The sequence below is a fragment of the Temperatibacter marinus genome (assembly GCF_031598375.1).
GTDB classification, from domain to species: domain Bacteria; phylum Pseudomonadota; class Alphaproteobacteria; order Sphingomonadales; family Kordiimonadaceae; genus Temperatibacter; species Temperatibacter marinus.
This window is the reverse complement of record NZ_CP123872.1, coordinates 633,828-659,882: the sequence shown is the minus strand read 5'-3', so window position 1 is coordinate 659,882 and position 26,055 is coordinate 633,828. Positions and strand designations below refer to the sequence as shown.

The following is a 26,055-nucleotide window of genomic DNA, read 5'->3' as shown; positions in this document are numbered from 1 at the left end:
GAACATTTCTGAATAACTTGATCCGTCGGTTATTTGGTCATGATTGAAAGTACGATTAGTATGACAAACCCTACTCGTGATGAGTTTGAAGCGCTTCTGAATGAATCATTTGCACCAGAAGCCTCTTTTGAAGGCCAGGTTGTTACTGGCACAGTAATCTCTGTAGAATCTGATTTCGCTATTGTTGACGTTGGGCTAAAAGCCGAAGGTCGTGTGGCTCTTAAAGAGTTCGCCATGGCAGGTCAGGAGCCAAATGTAAATATTGGCGATAATATTGAAGTTTTTGTAGATCGCGTTGAAAACGCTATGGGCGAAGCTATCCTGTCACGGGATAAAGCGCGTCGCGAAGAAGCTTGGACTGAGCTTGAAAAAGCCTTCGAAGCTGACCAGCGTGTTGATGGTGTGATCTTTGGTCGCGTTAAAGGCGGCTTTACAGTTGACCTTAACGGTGCGGTTGCGTTCCTACCTGGTTCTCAGGTTGATATTCGTCCAATCCGTGACGTTGCCCCTCTTATGAATCTTAAACAACCTTTCCAAATCCTTAAAATGGATCGTCGTCGTGGTAACATCGTTGTTTCGCGCCGTGCTGTTATGGAAGAGGCACGTGCTGAACAGCGTGCTGACCTTATGGGTAAAGTTGTTGAAGGCGATACAGTTGAAGGTGTTGTTAAGAATATCACTGATTACGGTGCATTCGTTGATCTTGGTGGTATTGATGGTCTTCTTCACGTTACGGACATCTCTTGGCGTCGTGTTAACCACCCTGGTGAAGTTCTTACACTTGGTGAGACTGTTAAAGTTCAGGTTGTTCGTATCAACCCTGAAACACAGCGTATTAGCCTTGGCATGAAACAGCTTGAGTCTGATCCTTGGGAAGGCATCGACAGCCGTTACCCAATCGGTTCTAAATTCACAGGCGTTGTTACAAACATCACTGACTATGGTGCTTTCGTTGAAATGGAAGCTGGCGTAGAAGGTCTTGTACACGTTTCTGAAATGTCATGGGTTAAGAAGAATGTACACCCAGGTAAGATCGTTTCTACTTCTCAGGAAGTTGAAGTTATGGTTCTTGACGTTGATGCTTCTAAGCGTCGCATCAGCCTTGGTCTTAAGCAGTGTCAGTCTAATCCTTGGGAATCATTCGCTGAGAAATGCCCTGTTGGAACAGAGATCGAAGGTGAAATTAAGAATATCACTGAATTCGGCCTCTTCATTGGTCTTGACGGCGATCTTGATGGCATGGTTCACCTATCTGACCTTTCATGGGATCAGAGCGGCGAAGAAGCTATTAAAGAATTCACAAAAGGCGAAACAGTTAAAGCTGTTATTCTTGACGTTGATATGGAAAAAGAGCGTATCTCTCTTGGTATTAAGCAACTTGCAGGCGATCCGTTTGCTGAGATTGCAAATCTTAAGAAAGGTGCTTCAGTAACAGCATCTGTTACTGAAGTGACAGAGAACGGCCTTGAAGTTGTTATTGGCGATAGTGGTTCACAAGCCTTCATCCGTCGTGGTGATCTTGCGAAAGACCGTGATGACCAGCGTCCAGAGCGTTTCTCTGTGGGTGATAAAGTAGATGCGATGGTTACAAATGTTGATCGTAATGGTCGTCGTGTAAATCTATCTATCAAAGCTCTTGAAATTGCTGACGAAAAAGAAGCTGTTGCTCAGTTCGGTTCTGCCGATAGTGGTGCGTCACTTGGTGACATCCTCGGCGCAGCGCTTAAAGGCGACGAATAAGCTTTAAAGCTTAATTTTGAAAAAATAATTGGGTCGCCTTTTGGGGCGGCCCTTTTTGTCTTTCTAGTGATTTTCCCTGAAATTAATGGGTTAGCAGGTATAGAGAAATAGGCGATTCGCCTTATTTGGGAACCCATAGAAGTAGCTTTTTCAGTCCATTTCTATGAGATTTTTATGCTTCAGCCTCCATAAAAGCGCAAAAGTCATTGATTTTAAGCGACTTTCTTGACGACAATAAATAAATCTGGCACGATCACCGCAAGATTTCAGACATATTATAACTGAGTCAGTGGAGGGATACGGAATGATTAAGTCCGAGCTAATAAATAAAATCGCAGATGAAAATCCTCATCTTTATCATAGAGATGTCGAGCAGTTGGTCTCATCAATTTTTGATGAAATCACAGAAGCTCTATCAAATGGGGATAGAGTTGAATTGCGCGGTTTTGGTGCCTTTTCAGTTAAAAAACGGGAAGCCCGTGTTGGCAGAAACCCTCGCACAGGGGAGCAAGTTCAAGTCGAAGCGAAGCATGTTCCTTATTTCAAAACTGGAAAAGATTTACGCGAACGTTTGAATAAATAATAGACATCGCGTCTGAGGAAGGGCACCGGATTGGTGCCTTTTTGTTATCTAAGTCCTTCTAAAGAAGGATGCAAACCAACCGTAGCCTGTATAGATCATCATGATAAAATTTCTCTACCGTCTCTTCTGGGTTCTTTTTGCGGCTCTTCTCGTCACAGTTTCCCTGTTTAATCGTGATAGTGTCTTTATCGCTGTGCCTTTTACGGATCTTTCTATTGAAAGCGCCGTTTACATTGTTTTCTTCTCAGGTATTTTTACAGGGGTGTTGCTGACAGGTATGGCCCTTTCTTGGACTCGCTTAAAAAGCTTTACCACTCGACGCAAAGCAGAACGCGAAGCAGACCTTTTAAAAACACGCTTGAAAGTTCAAGAGGAAGAAGAGACTGTCCAGTCAGCAGAAAAGAGTTACAAAGCAGTCTCTGAGGCTGCGAAAGAATAAATCCCTTGTCTTCTTGTATGAGGATGGGTATCACCGAGCCAACAGAGTAAACAAGGAGAGATCGCAATGACATCAGATCTAATCATGGCCCCTAAAGACCGTATTTATTGTGCCCTGGATAGTGTTAATGTGGATGACGTTGTTTCTCTAGCCACCCGATTGAAAGGTCATGTGGGGGGGATAAAACTCGGGTTGGAGTTTTATTGCGCAAACGGCGCAGAAGGTTATAAGCATGTCGCTGCGACAGGTATGCCTATTTTCCTTGATCTCAAATTCCATGATATTCCCAATACTGTCGCAGGCGCCATACGTGCTGTTGCGCCGCTGGGCCCAAAAATATTGACCATTCATACTCAAGGTGGTCCCGAAATGATGCGCCGGGCCAGTGAAACCGCTGCAGAGCAAGCTGAAAAATACGGGCTAACAAAACCTCTTATCGCTGGTGTGACCATTTTAACCAGTTTAGATCATGCTGATATGCTGTCGATTGGTGTTCAAGATCGTGTTTCAGATCAAGTGAAACGTCTCGCTACCCTTGCGCATGGAAATGGACTGGACGGCATGGTTTGCAGTCCTATGGAAATTACTATCGCTAGACAAGCCACGGACAATGAGTTCCAGCTTGTTGTGCCAGGCATCCGACCTATGGGCAGCGCTAAGGGGGATCAAAAACGTGTTATGACTCCTGCCGAGGCTGTAGAGGCAGGTGCAAATATCCTTGTAATTGGACGTCCAATCACTCAAGCTAAAGATCCTGTGGCAGCAGCGAAAGCCATTGCAGCGTCCTTAGTCAGCGACTAGCAAAAAACTTATTACGTACCCGATTCGGCCTAGTATGGACCTTGTCAGTGTTAGGATCAGGCCAATTTTGGAGACTCCCGAGAAAAGATCACTTTACTCTAAATGGCTGTATTCCTTTGTTTGGGGTATAATTATTCAAAATTAAGTAAAAATGAGTAATTTATGATTGCTATAGTTAATAAAAATGTAATATTATTAAACTATCGATGAAAATCGTATACAGTTGCTTCTAGAATATCTGTATTCACATGGGGAAATCAATATGGGGGATTGCTTTGAGCAATCTGTATCATTGTAGACCATTGAGGGAGATGTCATATGTTAGAACAAGCGCGTAAAATTTTGATAATTGAACCGATCGCAGCTCTGGCACAATTGTATAAGGGACACCTTGAATCTGACGGCTATAAAGTCACACTCAGTCGCAGTGCTCCAGATGCTCTTGATCTTCTCTCTAATCATGATTTTAGCCTTGTCGTTGCTGATAGCCATATTGGGCAAGCAGGATTGACCTCTTTATTAGCAGCCTGCAACGATTCACAATTCCATATTAGTTTACTCATGCTGGCAAGTCAGCAAGAGCAAAAATTGATCACTCAAATTATGAAAAAAGGGGCCTCGGATTACTTGATAAAACCTGTCAGTGATCTCCGTCTGCTCACCACCGTCCACAATGTTCTGGAAAGGGTTTCGATGAAGGCTGTGATCAAAAGATACAGCGAAGAGAGTGATTTGACAGGGTTTCATGGTTTGATTGGCAGTTCGGTTGCGATGCAAACAGTTTACAAGACCATCCGCCACGTCGCGAGCGGTGAAAGCCCTATCTATATTACAGGTGAAAGAGGAACAGGGAAGTTGAGGTGTGCTACTGCAGTGCATGCTGCTAGTCCGCGCGCCAGTAAGCCTTTCATTGCCGTTGACTGTGCCTCTCTGGCTCAGAAGGGTCTTTTAGAAGTTACCCTCTTTGGTGATAACACTGTCGATGGAAACCATCTTGATGGTGAAAAGTCAGTGCTCCGAAAAGCCAACGGCGGTACATTATTCTTGAATGAAGTTGATAAGTTACCGATGGACGTTCAGGAACAGCTTATGGATTTCATTCAGACAGGAAAATTAGAAGGCCATGGTTTATCTTCAAGTGAAGAGAATATGGATGTGCGGATCATTACGGGATCTGTGATGAATTTGAAATCTCAGGTTTGGAGAGGCAATTTCATGGAAAGCCTCTATAGTTACTTGTCTTTGCTACCTGTTGTGATGCCTCCTCTTAGAGATAGAGGCAGTGACGTATTAGCTCTGGCTAATCATTTTTTACGAGAGATTGCAGAAGAAGAAAATACTGCCCCCGTTAATTTAGCGCCGGCTTTAATTAAGAAATTGAAAGATCATAACTGGCCCGGAAATGTTCATGAATTGAAGCGATGGCTTTCGACATTAGTAAGCCAGCGTAAAGAATATGGCAAAAATTTCATACCGCCTTTTACAACTATGAAAGATGATGATTTCTTAGGGACAAATGTTGTCTCAATACATTTGCAGCAAGCAGCAAATGCAGAGGAATTTTCTGCACATACGTGTAAACTTGAAGAGTTTGAGCGCTGGATTATTGAAAGTCGGATTAGAGCGAAAGGCGGCTCGATTCCTAAGGCTGCTGAATCTCTAGGCATTAGCCCATCGACGATTTACCGGAAACGGGAAAGCTGGTGCAAAGACATCGGCATGGCCGTTAGCTAACACACCCTTGATATTTCCTGATCGAGGTAAAAGTCTGCTCCTCTTATGGGGGCAGGCTTTTTATTTTGGGACTAGCGTTCGCTTTGGGCGATTTGTTTGATACGTTCCATCATCGAGAAAAGACCATTGGCCCTCAGCGGTGATAAATGCTCTTTCAAATCCATTTTTTTTAAGATGGCTTTGGCGTCAGTTGAAATGATTTCATCAGGGCTTTTATCGTTAAAGATGACGAGCATAAGGCCTACGAGACCTCTCACGATGACTGCGTCACTATCGCCCTTGAATGAGATGACTTTCCCAGTGTCTGTCTTTGTGACTTGCGGCACAAGCCAGACTTGGCTTTGACAGCCTCTCACGCGGTAGTCTTCGATTTTATAAATATCGTCAAGCGCTGGTAATTTCTTGCCAAGGTCAATGATGACGCCATAACGTTCTTCCCAATCTTCTATAAACTCAAAAGTCTCTAAAATATCTTCGATTGATGTTCCAAGATTGGTCATAGGTATAATCCATTTTTCAACAAGCGTTCAAATTTTTCTTGACGTGCCCTTGTGGGACGCACACTATGGGCAGCATCTACTGTAATTTGATGAGATATTCAAGGGGAAGGTCATAAAATGTCAACTGATATTCAGGATAAGAGCCAAAACTATCCCTCACCTGTAAAGGCTTGGTTATTGGTTTTTCTACTCTTGATCATTTATACGTGCTCTTTTGTGGACCGCACCATTTTAAATTTACTCATCAATGATATTCAAGCTGACTTCCAGCTGAATGATAAAGAGTTTGGAATGCTGACGGGGATAGCCTTTGGTTTATGTTATGCCATTTTCGGCCTTGTTTTTTCTCGGTTTGCAGATACAAAAAGTCGAAAGGGAATTATTGCGATCGGCTTAGTTCTATGGTCATTAGCAACTGCCTTTAGCGCCTTTGCTCGGAATTTTTCCCAACTCTTTCTTATGCGAATGGGCGTTGGAGTAGGCGAAGCTGCTCTTGCACCAGCAGCCAGTAGTATGATTGCAGATAGCTTTCCAAAGGCAAAGCTAGGGCTGGCGCTTTCGATCTATACAACGGGTGTAACCCTGGGTATGGGTTTTGCCTATCTGTTTGGCGGCTATGTCATTGGTTGGTCACAGCTCCTACCCGATATTCCATCTTTTGGTGGGGAAATGATGGCGAATTGGCAGAAGGTGTTCTTACTGGTTGGCTTGCCAGGATTTCTACTTGCTTTCCTCATCATGCTGATCGATGAGCCTATCCGCAAAGGTCTGGCGCACAAGGCGGGGATATCAGTATCTTTTGCTGAACTCAAAGTCCAATTCTACAAATATAAATGGGCTTATATAGGGGTGATACTCGGCCTCACTATGGCAGCTCTTCTAAGTTTTGGAATTATTGCTTTCCTGACAAAATTCCTACAAGCTAAGCATGGTATTGCTCCTGCTCAGATGGGCCAAACATATGGACTTATCGTCATGATTTTTGGGACTGCGGGCTTATTAATTGGGGGCTTTATCTGTGATAAGCTTCAGTCTCTAGGCCGTAAGGATGCTCCAATCCTTGGAATGCTTTTGGCTCCACTTGGATATCTGCTTCCGTCTCAGATGTTTGCCTATACAGATAATACTCAGTTTATGTGGGTGATGATTGCAGTTCACACTCTTTTTATCAATTGTTCGACTGGGGTGGGATATGCTGCAATTAACATGCTCACGCCCAATGAGATGAGAGGCCAATTTACGGCCCTTTTTGTGATGGTTGTTGGCTTAGCGGGCGCAGCTATGGGGCCCGTGGTAGTTGGCTATATCAATGATGAATATTACGGTGGTATTGCTGTAAATCTTGGCTCCTCTTTTATGTGGGTTTCCCTTGTAACAACAGCCTTTGCTATCTGGGTATTGCTCAAAGGAAGATCCCAATTTATTCAATCTCAAAACGATCAAGCATAACCTAGGTAGCGATAAGTCAATTGTCAGCTGTGTTTAATTCTGTTAGCGTCTTTGAGTTCAAACACTTAGGGAGAGTCACATGGACGCGTTATTATATACAAAATTAGTTACAATATTATCAGCCTTAATGCTGATTTGGTTTGCCTTAAAAGTTGGCGGTGCACGGGGAAAACATGAAATTAAAGCCCCGAGCGTGTCTGGCCCAGATGAATTTAATCGTGTTTATCGTGCCCATCAAAATACCGTTGAAATGATGGTGGTTTTCTTGCCAACTCTTTGGGTTTTTTCAAGCCTAGTGAATGACCTTTATGCAGGTATATTAGGGATCATTTGGATCCTTGGTCGGGTGCTTTATTTCTTTGCCTATTGTAAAGAAGCATCGAAAAGGGCCCGTGGCTTTCTTATCAGCTTTTTAGCATTAATGGTGATGATTATTTGGTCACTGGTGAATATGGTTGGCCTCTTGATTTAGGGCGGCCACTCATCTGAATTAAAAGAAAAAGCCCCCTCAAAGAGCGGGGTTTTTTTTGATTGTTTTATAGGCCTATGTGCAGGGTTTAACTTTTTCAGCGGCATCTAAGGCACGAGCGCGTGCCATATCTACTTGTTCTGCCGTTGAGACTGCTACACCCATTCTTCTCTTTTCGAAGCTTTCAGGCTTCCCAAATAACCGGACCTCTGTCTGAGGGATATTTAGGGCTCGGTCTAATCCTTCAAAGGATATGCCTTTGGCATCCATGCCCCCGTAAATAACAGCACTGGCTGCAGGACTGAGCATCTTTGTGTCCGTTGGAAGTCCCAATAGAGCTCGAGCATGGAGTTCAAATTCATTTTGAGACTGACTTACAAGGGTTACCAAGCCAGTATCGTGAGGGCGCGGTGAGACTTCAGAGAACCAGACATCATCCCCCTTGACAAAAAGTTCGACGCCGAATAATCCTTGTCCACCAAGTGCTTCTGTGATGTCGCATGCAATCTTCTGCGCATTTTTCAAGGCAAGTTCAGACATGGGTTGAGGTTGCCAGCTTTCAATATAGTCCCCATCTTTCTGTTTGTGCCCAATCGGGGCGCAATAACTAGTTTGAATAGAACCATCCAGTGACTTTGATCGGACTGTCAGCAAGGTTATTTCATAGTCAAAGTTGACCATGCCTTCCACAATGACACGGCCATCTGCAACACGTCCCCCCTCTTGGCTATAGCGCCAGGCTAAATCAATGTCTTCTTCCGTCTTTAGAAGAGACTGGCCTTTGCCTGAAGAGCTCATAACGGGCTTTACGAAACAAGGAAAACCAATGCCATCCTCTATCGCGGCGCGGATTTCTGCAGCAGAGCTCGCAAAGGCATAAGCGCTTGTAGGTAAGCTTAAGTCTTCAGCAGCTAATGTGCGGATGCCCTCTCTGTTCATGGTCAAGCGCACAGCTTTTGCAGTTGGGATGACAGTAGCGAGTGCTTGGTCTTCAATTTCAGCTAAAACTTCTGTTGCAATGGCTTCAATCTCGGGAACGATATAGTGGGGTTGTTCTTCCTTGATAACGCGTAATAATTCCACAGGATTAGACATGTCTATTGTAATGGCTTTATGGGCGACCTGATGACCAGGCGCATTCTCATAGCGATCAACAGCAGTTACTTCGACGCCGTATCGTTGTAAGGCGATGATCACTTCTTTGCCGAGCTCGCCAGCACCAAGGAGCATAACTTTTGTAGCGGAGGCTGTCAGGGGAGTTCCAAGTTTCATAATTTTAGTCTTTCTGCTCATCAAGCAAAGGCTGATTCACTTCTTTCAAGGCTTTTAACTCGCCTTCCATTGATTTCAGGCGCTCACTCATTTCTAAGATAATATCATGGGTTTCATGCCTGATGATATCCTCTTTTTCTTGGTGATGACTATCTTCTTCTTTCGCAACACCAATGGCATCGACCATGATACCAATGAAAAGGTTTAGAACAGTAAAAGTTGAAAGAATAATGAAAGGAATAAAGAAAGCCCAAGCATAGGGATACTCAGAAATGACAGGACGCGCTATCCCCATAGACCAGCTTTCAAGGGTCATAATTTGAAAAAGTGTATACATACTGGCGCCAATGGAGCCGAACCAATCGACAAATCTATCGCCAAATAAAGTTGTTGCCATGACGGAAGCAATATAGAAAAGGATCAATAACAAGCCGCCAACACTGGCAGCCCCTGGAATGGCAGCCAATAAACCAGTCACCACAATTCTCATTGATCGAATGGCAGTGACCAGGCGTAATACTCGGAAAATTCGGAAAGTCCGCAAAATGGTTAGCCCTCCCTGCGCGGGCAGGAAGGAGATTCCAACGATGAGAGCATCAAAAATATTGCCGCCAGTCTTAAAGAAGCTTAAGCGAAAGACCCATAATTTTATGATCAGCTCAAGAACAAAAATCCATAGGCATATTTGATCTAGAATATGAAGAGTTTCTTGTGTTTCTGCGCTAAAACCACGGACTGTTTGCAGCCCAAGAATGATTGCATTGATCAAGATGACACCAATAATGGTCCCTTGAAAATATTTTCCATCAACGATTGTTTTGACGGTTTTTAACGTGCTGTCCTCTTCAGGCTTTTGGTCGCCTGAAGACTGTCCGCCGCCTCGCATTATGAGCATAAATTGGGTTCCCTATAGTCTTCTTATTTACGGCCATCCTGCTTTAATAGTCATAAAGTCAGCGATTTCCACAGAGTTTTGTTCTAGCCAATCTTGAGAAGGGCCGTTCCATCGATAAATTTTGAAACTCACTCTGTTAGATTTAGTGAGTGAAACGCCGTCGTCAAGAAGCTTCGCAACTTGTCTTTCTGTTCCACCAGGAATTGACATCTTACCTTGAGAGTTGATGACACGGTGCCATGGAAGATCTGGCTCATTTACAGATGCTGCCATAGCATATCCCACCATGCGTGCTGTCACACCAGGTAAAAGACTGGCAATCATGCCGTAACTGGCAACTTCGCCCCGTGGGATCATCTTTACAAGGGTATAAACTTGTTCTTGGTAGGTGCTGGTCGTCATTAACAGTCCACTACATTGGTTGCGATAGGGATGACGTGGGCAAGGCCGCCCTCAGCTGTTTCTTTATATTTGGATTGCATATCACGGCCAGTGATCCGCATGGTCCGAATGACTTTATCTAGAGAGACAAAATGGTTGCCATCACCGCGTAAAGAAAGCCGCGCTGCGTTGATTGCTTTTACAGAAGCCATGGCATTTCTTTCGATACAGGGAACCTGCACGAGGCCTCCAACAGGATCACAGGTAAGACCTAAATTATGTTCCATCCCGATCTCTGCCGCATTTTCAACCTGTTCTGGCGACCCGCCTAAAATTTGAGCCAGTCCTCCTGCTGCCATGGCGCAGGCCGAGCCCACTTCGCCCTGACATCCAACTTCTGCTCCTGAGATAGAGGCATTCAATTTGAATAAAATGCCGATCGCAGCTGCTGTAAGTAGAAAATCGACAATATCTTGTTCTGAAGCGCGGCCGCTAAAGTTCACAGCATAATGAAGAACAGCAGGAATAATGCCCGCAGCCCCATTAGTTGGGGCGGTCACGACACGGCCTCCTGCAGCATTCTCTTCATTGACAGCAAGGGCATAGAGGTTGACCCAATCAATCACTGTCAAAGGGTCTGTCAGACCTGCTTCGGGATGCCTGAGTAAATCCTCCTTCATGCAGGCGGCGCGTCTTTTAATTTTTAAACCAGGCATTTCGCCTTTTTCACTGCAGCCTCGTTGAACGCAGGCTTGCATGACATGCCAAATTTGCATCAGTTTTGTTTTAATTTCTGATTCAGAGCGATGAATCATCTCGTTGGCCATCATAATTTCTGGAATTGTTTTGTGATGTTCTTCACAGAGTTTTAAGAGTGTTTCCGCCTTTTTAAAAGGATAGGGAAAATTAACTTTTGCGGGCAAGTCTAATTTGTCTTCATCAGCTTCTTCTTCGCTCACCACAAATCCGCCACCAATACTATAACGAATTTGTTCTAAAAGAAGCGTGCCGTCCTGATCAAAAGCTTGAAACCGCATGCCATTCGGATGGAAAGGAAGAACTTCTCTTGAAAGGAGAAGAAGGTCAGTGTCTTGTTTGAACATAATTTTATGGGTCGTGTTCAGCATCAATGTTTGACTGGACTTGATGTGCTCGAGCATGTCTGGGATCGCATTGATATCCACCTGGCTCGGGCGCTCTCCGCTCAGGCCTAACATGATAGCTTTATTGGATCCATGACCATGCCCTGTAGCAGCCAGTGATCCATATAAACTGACCACAAGACGCTTCACCTGGGGCAATAATCTTTCTTCGTCCAAACTCTGGACAAAGGAGCGCGCGGCTCTCATCGGGCCAACAGTATGGGAGCTACTCGGGCCAATGCCGATATTAAAGAGATCAAATACAGAAATCATAGGACTACCTCTTATCAGGACACAAAAGCAGATGGGACCTCTGTTTATGTCGTGTATTTTCCTTTTCTATAGACATTTTCTCTAATAATGCAACATCTACCCTTGATTTCAAACAACAGTCGGCACACATTCAGACGAAATGATTCTTAATTGGGGAGCTTATAATGGTAAAAGTTGTCGTAACAGATACAGCTGGTGAAGAAAGAACAATCGAAGCGGAAGAAGGCATTTCTTTAATGGAAAGCATTCGTGAGAATGATTTTGATGATCTGCCAGCATTATGTGGCGGGTGTTGTTCTTGTTGTACATGCCATGTTTATGTTGAAACAAGTTGGGCAGAGAAAATGCCGACAATGGAAGATGATGAAAGTTATCTCTTAGAAGATAGCCCGCATTTCAAAGGCGGTGAGTCTCGATTGTCATGTCAAATTGAAATAAATGACACAATGGATGGTCTTAAAGTGACCATAGCTCCGGAAGATTAAGATTATTATGACTGACTTCAGCCCCTATTTATCTGACCAACTTGATGGCAGTGAAATTACCCTTATTCCTGTAACAGTGACAGACCTTGATGATCCTGCAAAGATCACCCCCAGTGAAAGACAATGGATGGATGTTCATGGGTTTACGGCTAAACAAGGTAGTTTTTGCTTTATCGCGGGAAAAAAGGGTGACCTTGCTTGTGCTTTTGTCGGGGTAGGAGATGAAAATCCTAAAGCTTCAGATTTATGGTGGTTAGCGTCAATTGCTGCGAGTTTGCCCGCCGGACGCTTCGCGATTGCTGAAGAGACGGTAGACGAGGCGGCCATTAAAGCTGCAGCACTAGGCTGGGTTTTGGCACAGTATGATTTTGCAATTTATAAAGAGCAGAGTGATAGAAAAGATCGTGTACTTTGTCTTGGTGGCGTTGGCAATCTTCGCCTGATCACACATATAACAAACGCTGTAGCGCTTGTTCGTGATATGGTGAATACCCCCACAGAAGATATGGGTCCAGCGCATATTCAAGCGATTATTGAAGCTTTAGCAGAAGAACATGGGGCGATAGCATCCTCAGTTTCTGGTCAAGTTTTAAAGGATGAATTTCCAGCAATCCATGCCGTTGGGCGTGCAGCTGCTGAAGGACGCGAGCCACGATTGTTAGAGCTAAATTGGCAAAGTGATAAAGCATCTAGTGACAGTTTGACGCTTGCAATTGTTGGTAAAGGAGTGTGTTTCGATACAGGGGGTTTAAATCTAAAGCCAGGCGGATCCATGGAATTGATGAAGAAGGACATGGGCGGGGCAGCACATGCGATTGCACTCGCTAGTCTGATTATGGCGGAAGAGCTTCCATTGAAAATGCAACTTCTTGTCCCAGCTGTGGAGAATGCTGTTGCAGGGAATGCTTTTCGCCCCGGTGATATTATCGATACGCGGCTCGGCAAAACCGTTGAAATTGGCAATACGGATGCTGAGGGTCGTTTGATTTTATGTGATGCTCTCACTTATGCCAGTGAGACATCGCCGGATGTGATGCTGGATTTCGCCACTTTAACAGGAGCAGCAAGAGTTGCACTTGGCCCTGATCTGCCAGCAACATTTTGTAATGATGATGCCCTTTTTGATCGCCTAAATACGGCAAGTCATGCTGTGGGAGACCCTTTATGGCGCTTACCATTATGGGCGCCATATGATGAGCTGTTGAATAGCCCAAATGCAGATATGAATAATATCAGCGGTGGCCCTTTTGCTGGTTCAATCACAGCAGGCCTCTATCTTCAACGCTTTGTCGGTGAAGGCATTAAATGGGTTCATTTCGATACATTTGCTTGGAATCCTGTCGCCAAAGCGGGGCGCCCAAAAGGGGGAGAAGCTTTAGGACTGAGGGCCTCTTTCCAACTAATAATTGACCTGATTGCCGCAGATTAAGAAAATCTAGGCAATTCGCTATCAATTCAGAGGCTATATCTTGGCAATTTTGATATCCTTTGTTAATCTTGTTTCGCTACCGTCTTGATTTTAACGGAAATCTGGTAGGCAGGAGTTTAGAAATGACACATAAAACTAGTCAGCAATTACTTCATATGTGGCATCGTGCTATGATCGCAGGGGTGCGTGCAGATGAACCTGATCTGACCATGCGTCAAATTTGTGTCATCCTCTCCGTATATTTAAAACCAGAAGAAGATCATACTGTCCGAGGTTTGGCTAAAGAACTTGGCGTTGCAAAGCCTGTGATTACGCGGGCACTGGACAGTTTAGGGCAAATGGGTTTGTTGAAGCGTAAAAGAGATGAGCGGGATAAACGAAATGTCTTGGTTCAGCGGACCGTGAAGGGCTCTGTGTATCTTTCAGAATTATCGGACCGGATTTTTGACGCTGCTGATGATGTCGATGACATCTGATCTCTACTTTGAAAATTCTGGCACCTTCATAGATTCTCGTTTGGCATGTCCCTCTGATGAACGGCGAGCGACTGTAAATGTTTTTGCTGCTAATCTATATGAAAGTCCGCAAGCTAGAGAGCGAATAGAGACGCAACTTCTCTACGGTGAAACGGTTGCTCCAGTAGAAGTGCACGGTCAGTATACAAAAGTCATATCTCTTACAGATGGGTATAAAGGGTGGACCGAAACGGCTTTTCTTTGTGATCAGCAGGTCCCTAATTTTTTTGTCTCTGTACCTTTAGCGCATCTCTACGGCGCCCCTGATTTAAAGACAGCAGACCCACAACATCTTAGCATGGGTAGTCTCGTCACCCTGAACGATCATGCAATGGTCAATGGGTTTTTGCAGACAGAAGAGGGTGCCTATATTTATGCCAAACATGTTAGACCTATAGGGCACTGGCGGGCAGATCCAGTCTCGGTTGCACTAGAATTTCTGCATGCTCCATATTTGTGGGGCGGCAAGACAAGCAGTGGTTTAGATTGCTCTGCACTGATTCAATTGTCTTTTGCAGCATGTGGTGTGAAGCTGCATAGAGATAGTGATTTGCAGGGTGAGTGGTCGGGTCATTCTGTTGAGCATGCAGCAAGAGGTGATTTAGCCTTTTTTCCAGGCCATGTAGGGATGATGTTGGATGAAAAACTGATGCTACATGCGAACGCAACCCATATGAAAGTGACAGTTGATCCCTTAGAAAGTGTCATTGACTGGGTTCGGCGTGAAGGGCATGGCACCCCTTTCCACGGCTTTAAACGAATCTAGCATAATTCTAAATACCGTCGTCATGTAAAAAAAGACAGTCATCGTTGACTGTCTTTTTAGTATTAGTCTCAGAAAATTCTGCTGCGTTACTCTGTAGCAGGGGCTTCTTCCACTTCTTCAGCAGCTGCCTCAACAGCCGGTAAATCTTTAGGCGTGTCTGCTTGTGTTCTTAAGTATGCAATAAGGTTTGCACGACTCTGAGGCTTGCGAATACCTGCAAAAGCCATTGAAGTACCACTCACAACAGACTTAGGTGCTTTCAGCCACTGATCCATTAAGTCGTAAGACCATTCACGGTCTTCGCCCTTAAGTGCGGTAGAATAGCCGCCAAAGCCATCAGCTGAGGCCATTTTGCGGCCAAGGATGTCAAATAGGTTTGGACCCATGCGGTGGGCTTCGCCTTTGGCAGATGTGTGACAAGCAACACATTTTTTAAATTCTTTTTCACCGCGACCAATGTCCGCATTTTGCAGCAGTTCTGCAAGTGAAGGGGCTTTCACTGCTTCTGCGCCAGCTGCCGCTGTTGTTTCTGGCACTTCAACTGAATAGGCAAGTTTATCTGAAGTCGGCTTTGAATAAATCACATCAGACGCCATTGAAAGAACCATGATCAGCAGAATCCCAGAAAGGACGGCTGCAGAAATTTTATTAAACTCAAAAGAATCCACGAGTTAGTCTCCTTACACTGTTGGGTCTATTTGTTTGTCCCAACTCAACAAGCCTGCTTTTGAAGCACGCCTTCAACACGGGCGGAATGTAGCCGAGGTCGGGTAGTCTTTTCAAGGCGATTTTAACGATGAATGCCCTTAAAGTGCATTTTTTTATGGAATTTTTCTTAATCAGGGTAAAAAATCATCAGAAATCGATCTTTAATTCACTTAAATGCGTTGACTTAGTATCAAAGACTGTCACAAATCACACAGTTAAAAGAAGAAATACAAAGATGTAGAAAGAGTCGGTGTCAAAATGTCGGATCCAAATAATGTCGTATCCTTTCAAGGAGAGCTAGGAGCCTATTCACATATGGCGTGTAGAGCAAAGCTTCCAACAATGGATGTGATGCCCTGCCCCAGTTTTGAAGACGCATTGGCTGCCGTGCGAGAAGGCGAAGCTAGACTTGCCATGATCCCCATTGAAAATTCAACGGCTGGCAGAGTCGCAGATATCCATATCCTTTTACCAGGATCTGAATTGAAAATTATCGATGAACATTTCGAATCGATCCGTCATTGTCTTCTAGCTGGGAAAAATACAGCGGCAGAAAATTTAAAATCTGTCATCAGCCATGTTCAGGCCTTAGGTCAAACACGCAAGTATTTACGTGCCCACGACATCACTCCCGTTCCTTTTGCTGATACGGCAGGTTCAGCCCATGAAGTGAGCCGTAGAGGGGATCCAACGCTTGGTGCCGTCGCTAGTCGATTAGCGGCTGATGTCTATGACCTTCAGATCTTAGAGGCTGATATTCAGGATATGGAGAATAATACAACGCGGTTTGTTGTTTTATCCAAAAATGCGCTGACCCCCTCTGAAGTCAGTGCGCTTGACGGCGCAGCGATGACCAGCTTTACTTTTGAAGTGAAAAACTTACCGGCTGCGCTTTATAAGGCCTTGGGTGGCTTTGCAACCAATGGTGTGAATATGACGAAACTGGAAAGCTATTATGAAAGCGATAGTTTCACGGCTACAGAATTTTATGCTGAGATCGTTGGAACACCAACGGACGATAATGTTGCACGTGCATTCGAAGAGCTTCAAATCTTCTCTCGTCGGCTGACTATTTTAGGAACCTATCCCCAGGCTCAAGCCAGAGCTTGAGTGAGAGAGTAGAGTATATGCAGGACTATAGCATCTTATATATAACGGTGCCCATTATGGTGCTCTGCATTCTACTTTTTGTGCGCAGTCTTTATCAGCAAAAAAATTATGAACCGGGGAAATTGCCTCTCATAAATCCAACCTATGTGCAAATCACGTGTTTGATCGTTTTTCTGGTTCTGGTGAGCAACTTAATTGTCGTGACCACAGGGGCCACATGGACGTCCCCTTTTTCTCGTTAGAAAAAGTCTCTGAGCATAGCAACCAAAGGATCATCTGCGGGGGGCATAGGATATGTGTTCAATTCTGAAATTTTCACCCATTTTGTCGCTTGCCCTTCCATACCCTGAACAAGGCCATCCCATTTACGGCAGAGATAAAGAGGCATCAAGAGGTGAAATTTCTCGTAGGAATGGGAGGCAAAAGCAAAGGGCGAAAGGCATGACGCAGTTATGTCGATATTTAATTCTTCTTTAGCTTCACGAATTAGGGCTTCCTCAGGCAATTCACCTTCTTCTATTTTACCCCCTGGGAATTCCCATAAACCTGCCATGGATTTTCCCTCTGGACGCTGAGCAATGAGCACACGCCCGTCCACATCTATTAAAGCAATCGCTGCGACTAGAATAGTCGGCAACTGTTTACCAAGGGTGACATAGCCTTCTGGGCAATCCAAATCTGTCATGGGGACCTCACTGTCTGTTAGAATACAAAATAAATAAGATTTTACGCATCCCATGACAAGCTTTCATTCCAACATTATGCTGCGAACAAGATGAAAGAAGAAATCATGCAGGAAATCAGTTTCAGATTATGGATGAAGTGGAAGGCGTCTATGCAAGGCGTGACGTCCATAGAATATGCTATATTAATTGGCTTGATGGCCGTGGGCATAGCGGCAGGATCCGGAAAACTATCCGAAGTGATTAACGCGATGTTTGATTCTCTCGCGACTCAAACAGAGACAACCCTCAATGGGCCGACAGATCAGTCTGGTTCATAATCCTATATCCCAAAAGACACAGACCAAAATATTCATTTCAGTCGAGCATTTTAGTCAAAAGATCGTTGTTAACTGTAAGCAGCTTCTTGCAGAACTTGTTCAGTTGCAGAACGACGTGACGGTGAGCGATCAACGCTCTCTTCAACCATTCTTTCTGAGACAATGCGGCGCGCCCGATCGACTTCGCCTTTCATATATTTCAGTTCAGCAACTTTTTCAGGAGTCTCTTCACTATAACGCTTTAAAGCATCGGCAAGAGCATCCTCAAGTTCATTTAGAAATTTTAACTGCAAGTTTAAATCGACTGCAGACATAATGTTTCTCCGGCATAATTTAACTCTCCTGAAAGAACAGGACGACTCTATATATTCAAAAGTCATGCCAAATAAATAATTTAAACATTACAATAGGTTATGCCGAGCTAGGCAAGAAAAGCTCATGAGGACCCTGTCCTTATGAGCGGTAGTCGGCATTAATTGTTATATAGCCATGGGTGAGGTCACACGTCCAGACTGTTGCTGTGCCTGTGCCGGTAGTGCCTCCATCTAATTTAAGTCGGATTACCTCGCCTTTCATATGCGTGGTAGCCTGCTCTTCACTATAGCCAGCCACCCGTGCGCCTTCATTGGCAACCATTTGATCGCCAATCCATAATTTCATTTTATCCCGATCAACTCGTTCACCGGATTTCCCCGCAGCCATAATAAGACGGCCCCAATTGGGATCTTCTCCAGCAATGGCTGTTTTTACAAGAGGACTATTCGCCATAGCAAGCGCAAGTGTTTTTGCTGCACGGTTGTCCTCAGCGCCCGTCACTTCGATTTCGACAAATTTTGTTGCCCCTTCGCCGTCTCTCACAATTTGATGAGCCAGATCAATCATGATAGACTGTAGACCCCCCTTAAACTCATCCAGAGCTGGATCATCGCAGTCTGCTATCATTGGGTAGTCAGCCGATGCACCTGTTGCAAAGAGAAGAACCATGTCACTTGTAGATGTATCACTGTCCACGGTGATGGCGTTAAAGCTCTTGTCCGTATAATCTTGCAATAGTTGGTGCAGGACATGAGGCGCAATACGAGCATCTGTAAAAATAAAACCCAGCATTGTCGCCATGTCTGGCGCGATCATGCCAGATCCTTTTGCAATTCCTGTTATTGTTGTTTGGCATCCATGGATAGAGAGGTGTGCTGAGGCTGCCTTTGGAAAGGTGTCTGTTGTCAGAATTGCTTTTGCGGCCGCTTCAAACCCTTGTTCTTCTTTAGCCATGAGGTCTTCAACGCCGGTTACAAGAGGTTGCGGGTCTAATGGCTCGCCAATAACGCCGGTGGATGCTTGTAAGATTTCCGTCCGAGAACAGTTTATTTTTCTGCTGAGTGATGTTGCAATATCTTGAGTGGTCTGAAGGCCTGCTTTGCCTGTGAAAGCATTGGCATTGCCAGCGTTTACAATAAGAGCTCGTGCTTGTCCCTTAGACGCCTTTAAGGCATTAATGGTCCAATCTACAGGCGCACCAGGTGTTTTTGATTGGGTAAATACACCCGCGACTTGTGTTCCTTCATCAAACTCAACAAACAATAAATCATCTCGGTTTTTATATTTCATTCCCGTTTCTGTTGTGCCGACTTTGAGGCCAGAAACAGAATGGAGGATTGGCATCTCTTTTGGAGCGAGCGGTGAAATTGGGGAGGCTGTTTGCGAGTCTGTACTCATGATTTTTCTCTATAATTTTATGGTCACAATTTTGCGATATACTCGCTTATAAAGTGCGTCAAACGGTTATTTTAAGGCTAAATAACCACTTTTAGGGCGATGTTTCAAATAAAAGATAAATAAACTGGTGCCAAAGCGTTGACATGGGCGGGTTAGACACTTATCTGTCCCTGTAACAAATATTATTAATAAAGACATGTCTGTTGTGAGTAGCCGCTCTCGGTGCGCCCATTCAAATCATGAATGTAGACTGACAAAAAATACTAGGAATGCCATTATGTTGGGTAAACTTGTCAAAAGACTTTTTGGATCAGCCAATGACCGATACCTGCGTACATTACAGCCTAAAATTGATGCCATCAATTCGTTAGAGCCTGATTATGAGGCACTGGATGATGAAGCGCTGAAAGGCAAGTCGCAGGAATTCCGTGGCCGTATTGAGCAAGGCGAATCATTAGATGACCTTTTGGTAGAGGCTTTTGCAGCGGTTCGAGAGGCTGGAAAGCGTGCCCTTGGTCAACGCCACTACGATGTTCAGTTAATTGGCGGTATAACACTCCATGAAGGCAATATCGCTGAAATGCGTACAGGCGAGGGGAAAACCCTTGTGGCGACACTCGCTGCCTACTTGAATGCATTATCTGGTGACGGTGTTCACGTTGTGACAGTGAATGACTATCTCGCAAAGCGTGATGCAGAGTGGATGGGCAAAGTATACGGTCAGCTTGGCTTAACGACAGGTGTTGTTACAAACGAAATTACCCATCAGGAACGCCGTGATGCTTACGCTGCAGATATCACTTATGGTACCAATAACGAATTTGGTTTTGATTATTTGCGGGATAATATGGCCTCTAGCCGTGAAGAGCAGGTTCAAAGAGCCTTTAACTTCTCCATCGTTGATGAGGTAGATAGTATTCTTGTGGATGAAGCGCGGACCCCTCTGATTATTTCTGGACCAACGGAAGATAAAACCGATCTATACCAGTCCGTAGATGCAATCGTTCTTAAACTGGAAGAAGCACATTACGAAAAAGACGAGAAGTCCAAGTCTATCAGCCTGACTGAAGAAGGCACAGAGCGTGTAGAGGAATTGCTCCGCGATGCAGGCATGCTTCAAGGTGACAATCTCTACGATTACGAAAATACAGCGATCGTCCATCATGTGGATCAAGCTCTAAAATCCCGTATGATGTTTGAAAACAATGTGGATTACATTGTTCAAAATGGTCAGGTTGTTATCATTGACGATCATACAGGACGTATGATGCCTGGCCGTCGCTATTCGGGTGGTTTACACCAGGCATTAGAAGCAAAAGAAGGCGTTGAAATTCAACCTGAAAACCAAACGCTTGCGAGTATAACATTCCAGAATTATTTTCGGATGTATCCAAAATTATCCGGTATGACCGGTACAGCGGCAACGGAGGCAGAAGAGTTCGGCGATATTTATGGTCTTGGTGTCATTGAAATCCCGACTAATTTACCTGTGAAGCGTCTTGATGAAAATGATGAGTTCTATAGAACAGCGAATGAAAAGCATAACGCCATCATTAATGACATCATTGAAGTACAAGAAAAAGGCCAGCCAATTCTTGTGGGGACGGCCTCTATTGAAAAGTCCGAAATGCTTTCAGGTTTATTGAAGGCGCGCAAAATTAAGCACCAAGTGTTAAACGCACGCTATCACGAGCAAGAGGCCTATATTGTTGCACAAGCAGGCCGACCTGGCGCCATTACGATTGCTACAAATATGGCTGGCCGAGGTACAGATATTCAGCTTGGTGGTAATGCGGATATGGAAATTGCTGAACGCACAAAAGATGTGACAGATGAAGCGAAAATCGCAAAAATTACCCAAGAAGTGCGTGAGGAAATTGCTGCCAACAAGCAAAAAGTATTAGATGCTGGTGGCCTCTGCATTATGGGGACTGAACGTCATGAAAGCCGCCGTATCGATAATCAGTTACGCGGTCGGGGTGGGCGTCAAGGTGATCCTGGCTTCTCTAAATTCTATCTTTCTCTTGAAGATGATCTGATGCGGATCTTTGGCCCAGAGCGACTTGATAAAATGCTTGTTTCGCTGGGTATTGAAGAAGGTGAAGCCATCCGTCACCGCTGGATCGACAAGGCTATTGAAAATAGCCAGCAAAAAGTTGAAGCCCGAAATTATGATATTCGTAAGAATATTGTGAAATACGACAATGTGATGAATGACCAGCGAAAGGCCATTTATGAACAGCGTGCTGAGATCATGGAATCAGAACAAGTTTCAGAAGAGGTCACTGACATGCGTCACGAAGTGATCGAAGATGTCGTTATTCGCCATATTCCACCAAAAGCCTATTTCGAACAATGGGATATTGATGGCCTCGCGGTAGACGTTGAAACGAAACTAGGACTTTCTGTTCCTGTGATCGATTGGGCGAGGGAAGAAGGGGCTGACGAAGAAGTTCTCATAGAACGCTTGCTTGAGGCCTCAGATATCCATGTGGCAGCGAAGAAAGATGCTTTGGGTGAAGAGATGTGGCAGAATATTGAAAAGAGCATTCTTCTGCAAATCGTGGATCAAGAGTGGCAGGAGCATTTGCTAAATCTTGATCACTCCCGTCAAAATGTAAGCTTGCGTGGCTATGCCCAAAAAGATCCTTTGAATGAGTATAAATCTGAAGCTTTTCAACTTTTTGAGGGCATGCTCAATCATACACGGGAAACATTGACCTCTGTCTTATCAAACATCCAGTTTGAAGGGATGCCTCAAGAGAATATGTTCCAACCTCAAGAGAGAGAAACGCACGAAATTCATGAAGAGGCAGAAAGTTTATTTTCAGGCGGCAGCGATGCTCCTGAAGCTTTAGATAGTTCAGCTTTCCAAAATGTGCCGCGCAATGCTCCGTGCCCCTGTGGTTCTGGTGAGAAGTTTAAACATTGTCACGGTAGTATTGCTCAGACAGGCCCCGTTGCCTCTCGCTCTGCAACAGCGCTGGATCCTCTTGATCCAGAAACATGGGGACGGGTCCCTCGGAATTCTCCCTGCCCCTGTGGATCAGGCAAGAAGTTTAAACATTGCCACGGACAAGTATCATAAAGAGAGAATGAGACCCTATATCAACGATAGGGTCTTATTTTTTAAGCCAATCCGTAGAAAGAAGTTGTCGCTCTATTGCCTCTCTGAAAAGGCTTTGTTGGGACTGCCCTCTCAGGATCGCTTGTATCTTGAAGGCCGCTAATAACCGTTCATCTATGCGGACTGTGACCTTTTTCATGTCTTTCTGTGTGTAGGGCAGTGCAAAAAGATCTGTTACAGCCTCAGCTACAGACTGGGGAGCTTTGACCGTCTCTCTTGGATCAGAGGGATGGTGAGCGGTGCGTGAGCATCTAGAAATAAGAGTGCTATTCAAGGACGCAAAACCCATCAGCTCATCCCTTCGACCAGCAATGGTTTTACGCCATTTGCTTGCGTTGGTGATTGCCGAGAAAGACCGGCTCTAAATTTAGAAGGCCGTTTGCCAAAGAGGGCGCGATTTGTTTGAATTCTGAAAAGAGGCTTAACAGTCATTGTTTTCAGCCGTTCATCAATGAAATGCCATAGGGCTTCAATCTCGGTTTTTGATCGAGAGGATTTATTGATTTCGAGAGCCGTTTTCCCATTGATCATACTCGCAGCAAAATCTTGTCTATTATGAACAATAGTCGGCGCAACAGCACCGTGATGAGACAGTGCGATTGCAGCTTCAACAGTTAATTTTGCGCGGGCGACAGCAGCATTAATGATGAAAATGAGGGGCTTTTCAGCTCTTTCTGTCATGTCTACCGTCGCACCAACAGCTCTCAGATCATGAGGGCTCGGACGTGTTGGGATTAGGACTAGGTCTGATTGCTGTATCACTGATTGAATACTGGTCGTTATGGCAGGAGGCGTATCAATGATGAGGAGTTTAACGCCTTTTACTCTTAGTTTTTCAATGTCATCGGCCAGATAAGATACACTGCTATTGACGAGAAGGGGGGTGCTGTCTTCTCGCTCGTTCCACCAGTCTGTGAGACTGCCTTGGGGGTCTGTATCAATAATAGCGACAGACTCTTCCCCTGCTTTGACGGCTGCAACAGCGAGATGTCCAACAAGGGTTGTTTTTCCGGACCCCCCTTTCTGAGAGGCTATGGTTACAATTTGCATGATCTTCTCCTCATTTGGAAGAAGCAGGATAATGAGTCGGATCCGATGAGAAAAGAGATAGAGATAAATCGATTAAATCTTAGAGTGAATCTGTGTAAAAATGAGTTAAAAATATCCTTTAAATGAGACAATAAGCCCCGCATCAAAGCGCAGCTTATTGCTCTGCCTTAGCTAATTATTCTGTCTTAGCTTCTTCTTGAAGACTTTCCATATCTTCGATGAGGTCATCAATCTTTGAGAGAGTGCGTCCATACATGATTTTAATATCAAGCTTATATAAGGGCGCCCCAAAAATCCAAGCAAGGCCTGTTCCAACGACAAGAACAACATAAGCTGAGAGAGGGTAAGATCCTATCATGGTTGCGTCTCTTGAGAGGCCATTCAATACCTTCTCACCGACTTCAGAATAATTGAATTGGGTGAGGATTAGGAGATAGAGAATGGGGTAGAAAAGCGTATATATTTTTGCAAACCGTGCCTCAACTTTATCATGCCAGTTGCGAAAGCTCAGGATATAGCGATAGCAGTTATCATCGACCTCAAGAGCTTTGATTTCAGCCAGTGGTTCCCGGGCCTCGTAAACAAGCCACAACATTAATATCGCTATCCCAAAACCGAGAATTGGCATTTTCACAAAAGGAAAGACAATGGCTATTAAGATAGCCGCAATGACTAGGCCTTTGACATTATAGTCATACATTCTTGTGAGACGTTCGATGATGTTATGAGTTTTCTTCCGGTAAAGTGTATTCACTTTTGGCGCAAGATTGCCCACATTGCCATCAAACCCTTTTTGCCATATTTCTTCGATTGATTTTGTCATCTTTCTATCCTTGATCGCTTATTATTTTTGTTAGCTTTTCTTTTATTCTATTGATACGAACACCGATATTTGTCGCACTCAGGCCAAGAATTTCCGCTATTTGTTGGTAGCTTTTTTCCTCGAGATACAGAAGAATGATAGCGCGATCCATTTCCTTAAGCTGTCTGATAGCGGCATAGAGCCTAGATAGGTCTTGCTCGTTTTCCATAGTTTCATCAGCATTGATCCGGTCGCATATTAGATTTTCATCTTCAATAGTTTCCTTCGTAGGTTTCTTTTTTATATTGGTTAGACAGACATTCAAGCTGATCCGATAAACCCAGGTTGACCATTCTGATAAACCTAGAAATTTTTCGCGGCTTCTCCAGATTTGCAGGCAAACCTCTTGATAATAATCCTCAAATTCTTCCTTATTATTTGTATAGGCACGACAGATCTTAATGATAATGCCTGCATAGGGTAGAATAGAGCTGTTATAAAATTCTTTACCAGTCACCGAATGTATCCTCACTAATCCGTGTTCATATAGGTTAGTGTACAGGATCAAGATTTATTACAAAAAAAATGCCACCCAAGGTAATGAGTGGCATAAATAATTGAAATTATTATATATTATTAAGCGAAGGCTTCTTCCCAGCTTCCTTGTGTCGCTGCTTTTGAATATTCTGTCGCGCGATTTTCAAAGAAGTTTGTATGCTCGACAGCATTTAACATCGAGTCTAACCAAGGCAGTGGGTTCTTTTCAATTTGGTAGATGGCGTCCATACCCAGTTGGATAAGGCGACGGTCAGCGATATACCTGATATATTGTTTAATATCTTCGGCAGTCAACCCCTCAACTTCCCCTTGTGAGAAAGCAAGATCAATGAAAGCATCCTCGTGGTGAACGATATCCTGACAGATTTTAGCCAGTGATTTTTCCATTTCGTCATCCCATAAGTTTTCTTCTTCGCAAAGCGTATGGAATAATTTGATAATATTTTCACAGTGCAGCGTTTCGTCGCGGACTGACCATGTTACAATCTGTCCCATCCCCTTCATTTTATTGAAACGAGGGAAGTTCATCAGCATGGCAAATGACGCGAAAAGTTGAAGACCTTCTGTAAAGGCCCCAAATGTTGCAAGCGTGATAGCTACATCGCGAATATCGTCAGAGCCAAATTGCTGCATATAGTCGTATTTATCCTTCATCTCTTTATATTCGAGGAAGGCGCTATACTCAGTCTCTGGCATGCCGATGGTATCAAGAAGGTGGGAGTAAGCCGCAATATGAATGGTTTCCATATTAGAAAATGCACCCAACATCATTTGAACTTCAGTAGGCTTAAAGATTTTGGTGTAATGCTTCATATAGCAGTTATTCACTTCAATATCAGATTGTGTAAAGAAGCGGAAAATCTGAGTAAGCAAGTGGGTTTCACCTGGAGATAGTTTATACTGCCAATCTTTTACATCTTCAGCGAGCGGCACCTCTTCTGGCAGCCAATGCACCTGTTGTTGCAAAAGCCAAGCTTCATAAGCCCATGGGTAACGGAAAGGTTTATATACGGCACGATCTTCTAGGAGTGACATGGTTTTCTCTCAATACTTATAAATAGTTATGCCAATATAGGCAGAGGTTAACAGACCCTGGACCAAGGCCCAGGGT

Annotated in this window: 28 protein-coding genes; 14 read left to right on the top strand and 14 right to left on the bottom strand. The window is 44.3% G+C overall.

The genetic code is table 11. From position 1 onward, the window contains the following. Positions 1–39 precede the first annotated feature (39 nt). The 5 genes from rpsA (at position 40) to QGN29_RS02950 (ending at position 5,297) form a co-directional block, all read left to right on the top strand. On the top strand, positions 40–1,740 hold the full coding sequence (rpsA, locus tag QGN29_RS02970) for a 30S ribosomal protein S1 (protein WP_310799184.1): 1,701 nt from the start codon (positions 40–42) through the stop codon (positions 1,738–1,740). A gap of 304 nt (positions 1,741–2,044) precedes the next feature. Beyond that, positions 2,045–2,323, top strand: coding sequence for an integration host factor subunit beta (ihfB, locus tag QGN29_RS02965; protein WP_310799183.1), 279 nt, complete (start codon positions 2,045–2,047; stop codon positions 2,321–2,323). Positions 2,324–2,423: 100 nt separating this feature from the next. Then, a complete protein-coding gene (locus QGN29_RS02960) occupies positions 2,424–2,762 on the top strand; it encodes a hypothetical protein (protein WP_310799182.1) in 339 nt (112 codons plus the stop codon). Between the two features lie 66 nt (positions 2,763–2,828). Beyond that, a complete protein-coding gene (gene pyrF, locus QGN29_RS02955) occupies positions 2,829–3,563 on the top strand; it encodes an orotidine-5'-phosphate decarboxylase (protein ID WP_310799181.1) in 735 nt (244 codons plus the stop codon). A gap of 318 nt (positions 3,564–3,881) precedes the next feature. After that, positions 3,882–5,297, top strand: coding sequence for a sigma-54-dependent transcriptional regulator (locus QGN29_RS02950; protein WP_310799180.1), 1,416 nt, complete (start codon positions 3,882–3,884; stop codon positions 5,295–5,297). Between the two features lie 71 nt (positions 5,298–5,368). On the opposite strand, the gene QGN29_RS02945 is transcribed toward QGN29_RS02950, so the two are convergent. Continuing rightward, positions 5,369–5,797 carry a SufE family protein gene (locus QGN29_RS02945; RefSeq protein WP_310799179.1) on the bottom strand — a complete coding sequence of 143 codons (429 nt, stop codon included), beginning with the start codon at positions 5,795–5,797 and terminating at the stop codon, positions 5,369–5,371. Between the two features lie 117 nt (positions 5,798–5,914). Between QGN29_RS02945 and QGN29_RS02940 the strand changes: the two genes are divergently transcribed. Continuing rightward, the gene (locus QGN29_RS02940) at positions 5,915–7,246 is read left to right on the top strand and encodes a spinster family MFS transporter (protein ID WP_310799178.1); all 1,332 of its coding nucleotides are present in this window, start codon (positions 5,915–5,917) and stop codon (positions 7,244–7,246) included. A gap of 79 nt (positions 7,247–7,325) precedes the next feature. Further along, a complete protein-coding gene (locus QGN29_RS02935) occupies positions 7,326–7,718 on the top strand; it encodes an MAPEG family protein (protein WP_310799177.1) in 393 nt (130 codons plus the stop codon). Between the two features lie 72 nt (positions 7,719–7,790). Here the strand turns inward: QGN29_RS02935 and purT are convergent, their stop codons facing one another. The 4 genes from purT to QGN29_RS02915 are packed head-to-tail and all read right to left on the bottom strand — an operon-like array spanning position 7,791 to position 11,678. After that, positions 7,791–8,987, bottom strand: coding sequence for a formate-dependent phosphoribosylglycinamide formyltransferase (gene purT / locus QGN29_RS02930; RefSeq protein ID WP_310799176.1), 1,197 nt, complete (start codon positions 8,985–8,987; stop codon positions 7,791–7,793). Between the two features lie 4 nt (positions 8,988–8,991). Beyond that, on the bottom strand, positions 8,992–9,882 hold the full coding sequence (locus QGN29_RS02925) for an ion transporter (protein WP_310799175.1): 891 nt from the start codon (positions 9,880–9,882) through the stop codon (positions 8,992–8,994). Between the two features lie 27 nt (positions 9,883–9,909). Further along, on the bottom strand, positions 9,910–10,284 hold the full coding sequence (locus QGN29_RS02920) for an MGMT family protein (protein WP_310799174.1): 375 nt from the start codon (positions 10,282–10,284) through the stop codon (positions 9,910–9,912). After that, positions 10,284–11,678 (bottom strand): L-serine ammonia-lyase, encoded by a 1,395-nt coding sequence (locus QGN29_RS02915; protein WP_310799173.1) that lies wholly within the window; start codon positions 11,676–11,678, stop codon positions 10,284–10,286. The genes QGN29_RS02920 and QGN29_RS02915 overlap by 1 nt, the downstream gene beginning before the upstream one ends. A gap of 164 nt (positions 11,679–11,842) precedes the next feature. Here QGN29_RS02915 and QGN29_RS02910 point away from each other — a divergent pair, with 164 nt between their 5' ends. The 4 genes from QGN29_RS02910 (at position 11,843) to QGN29_RS02895 (ending at position 14,873) form a co-directional block, all read left to right on the top strand. Continuing rightward, positions 11,843–12,163 (top strand): 2Fe-2S iron-sulfur cluster-binding protein, encoded by a 321-nt coding sequence (locus QGN29_RS02910; protein ID WP_310799172.1) that lies wholly within the window; start codon positions 11,843–11,845, stop codon positions 12,161–12,163. 7 nt (positions 12,164–12,170) lie between these two features. Then, entirely contained in the window at positions 12,171–13,592 is a 1,422-nt protein-coding gene (locus QGN29_RS02905) for a leucyl aminopeptidase family protein (protein WP_310799171.1), read from the top strand. Between the two features lie 122 nt (positions 13,593–13,714). Next, positions 13,715–14,068, top strand: a complete 354-nt coding sequence (locus QGN29_RS02900; RefSeq protein ID WP_310799170.1) for a MarR family winged helix-turn-helix transcriptional regulator — start codon at positions 13,715–13,717, stop codon at positions 14,066–14,068. Then, the gene (locus QGN29_RS02895) at positions 14,049–14,873 is read left to right on the top strand and encodes a C40 family peptidase (RefSeq protein WP_310799169.1); all 825 of its coding nucleotides are present in this window, start codon (positions 14,049–14,051) and stop codon (positions 14,871–14,873) included. Before QGN29_RS02900 ends, QGN29_RS02895 begins: the two co-directional genes overlap by 20 nt. A gap of 86 nt (positions 14,874–14,959) precedes the next feature. Here the strand turns inward: QGN29_RS02895 and QGN29_RS02890 are convergent, their stop codons facing one another. Further along, entirely contained in the window at positions 14,960–15,541 is a 582-nt protein-coding gene (locus QGN29_RS02890; protein ID WP_310799168.1) for a c-type cytochrome, read from the bottom strand. A 298-nt stretch (positions 15,542–15,839) separates the two neighbouring features. Between QGN29_RS02890 and QGN29_RS02885 the strand changes: the two genes are divergently transcribed. Next, complete coding sequence (locus QGN29_RS02885; protein WP_310799167.1) at positions 15,840–16,691, top strand: prephenate dehydratase; 852 nt, start codon at positions 15,840–15,842, stop codon at positions 16,689–16,691. Between the two features lie 238 nt (positions 16,692–16,929). Here QGN29_RS02885 and mutT read toward each other — a convergent pair whose 3' ends face one another. After that, entirely contained in the window at positions 16,930–17,328 is a 399-nt protein-coding gene (gene mutT, locus QGN29_RS02880; RefSeq protein WP_375164665.1) for an 8-oxo-dGTP diphosphatase MutT, read from the bottom strand. A 153-nt stretch (positions 17,329–17,481) separates the two neighbouring features. On the opposite strand from mutT, the gene QGN29_RS02875 reads away from it, so the two are divergent. Further along, entirely contained in the window at positions 17,482–17,694 is a 213-nt protein-coding gene (locus QGN29_RS02875) for a Flp family type IVb pilin (protein ID WP_310799165.1), read from the top strand. Between the two features lie 68 nt (positions 17,695–17,762). Here QGN29_RS02875 and QGN29_RS02870 read toward each other — a convergent pair whose 3' ends face one another. Continuing rightward, the gene (locus QGN29_RS02870) at positions 17,763–18,008 is read right to left on the bottom strand and encodes a hypothetical protein (RefSeq protein WP_310799164.1); all 246 of its coding nucleotides are present in this window, start codon (positions 18,006–18,008) and stop codon (positions 17,763–17,765) included. Between the two features lie 139 nt (positions 18,009–18,147). Further along, positions 18,148–19,407: a bifunctional glutamate N-acetyltransferase/amino-acid acetyltransferase ArgJ gene (gene argJ, locus QGN29_RS02865; protein ID WP_310799163.1), complete on the bottom strand. Its 1,260-nt coding sequence runs from the start codon at positions 19,405–19,407 to the stop codon at positions 18,148–18,150. A 277-nt stretch (positions 19,408–19,684) separates the two neighbouring features. On the opposite strand from argJ, the gene secA reads away from it, so the two are divergent. Beyond that, positions 19,685–22,495, top strand: coding sequence for a preprotein translocase subunit SecA (secA, locus tag QGN29_RS02860; protein ID WP_310799162.1), 2,811 nt, complete (start codon positions 19,685–19,687; stop codon positions 22,493–22,495). Between the two features lie 34 nt (positions 22,496–22,529). Here secA and QGN29_RS02855 read toward each other — a convergent pair whose 3' ends face one another. The 5 genes from QGN29_RS02855 to QGN29_RS02835 form a co-directional block, all read right to left on the bottom strand. Next, a complete protein-coding gene (locus QGN29_RS02855) occupies positions 22,530–22,823 on the bottom strand; it encodes a hypothetical protein (protein ID WP_310799161.1) in 294 nt (97 codons plus the stop codon). Then, entirely contained in the window at positions 22,823–23,584 is a 762-nt protein-coding gene (locus QGN29_RS02850) for a nucleotide-binding protein (RefSeq protein ID WP_310799160.1), read from the bottom strand. The genes QGN29_RS02855 and QGN29_RS02850 overlap by 1 nt, the downstream gene beginning before the upstream one ends. 175 nt (positions 23,585–23,759) lie before the next feature. Further along, positions 23,760–24,407, bottom strand: a complete 648-nt coding sequence (locus tag QGN29_RS02845) for a hypothetical protein (RefSeq protein ID WP_310799159.1) — start codon at positions 24,405–24,407, stop codon at positions 23,760–23,762. Between the two features lie 4 nt (positions 24,408–24,411). Next, complete coding sequence (locus QGN29_RS02840) at positions 24,412–24,903, bottom strand: RNA polymerase sigma factor (RefSeq protein WP_310799158.1); 492 nt, start codon at positions 24,901–24,903, stop codon at positions 24,412–24,414. Positions 24,904–25,022: 119 nt separating this feature from the next. Next, a complete protein-coding gene (locus QGN29_RS02835; protein WP_310799157.1) occupies positions 25,023–25,979 on the bottom strand; it encodes a ribonucleotide-diphosphate reductase subunit beta in 957 nt (318 codons plus the stop codon). Positions 25,980–26,055 lie beyond the last annotated feature (76 nt).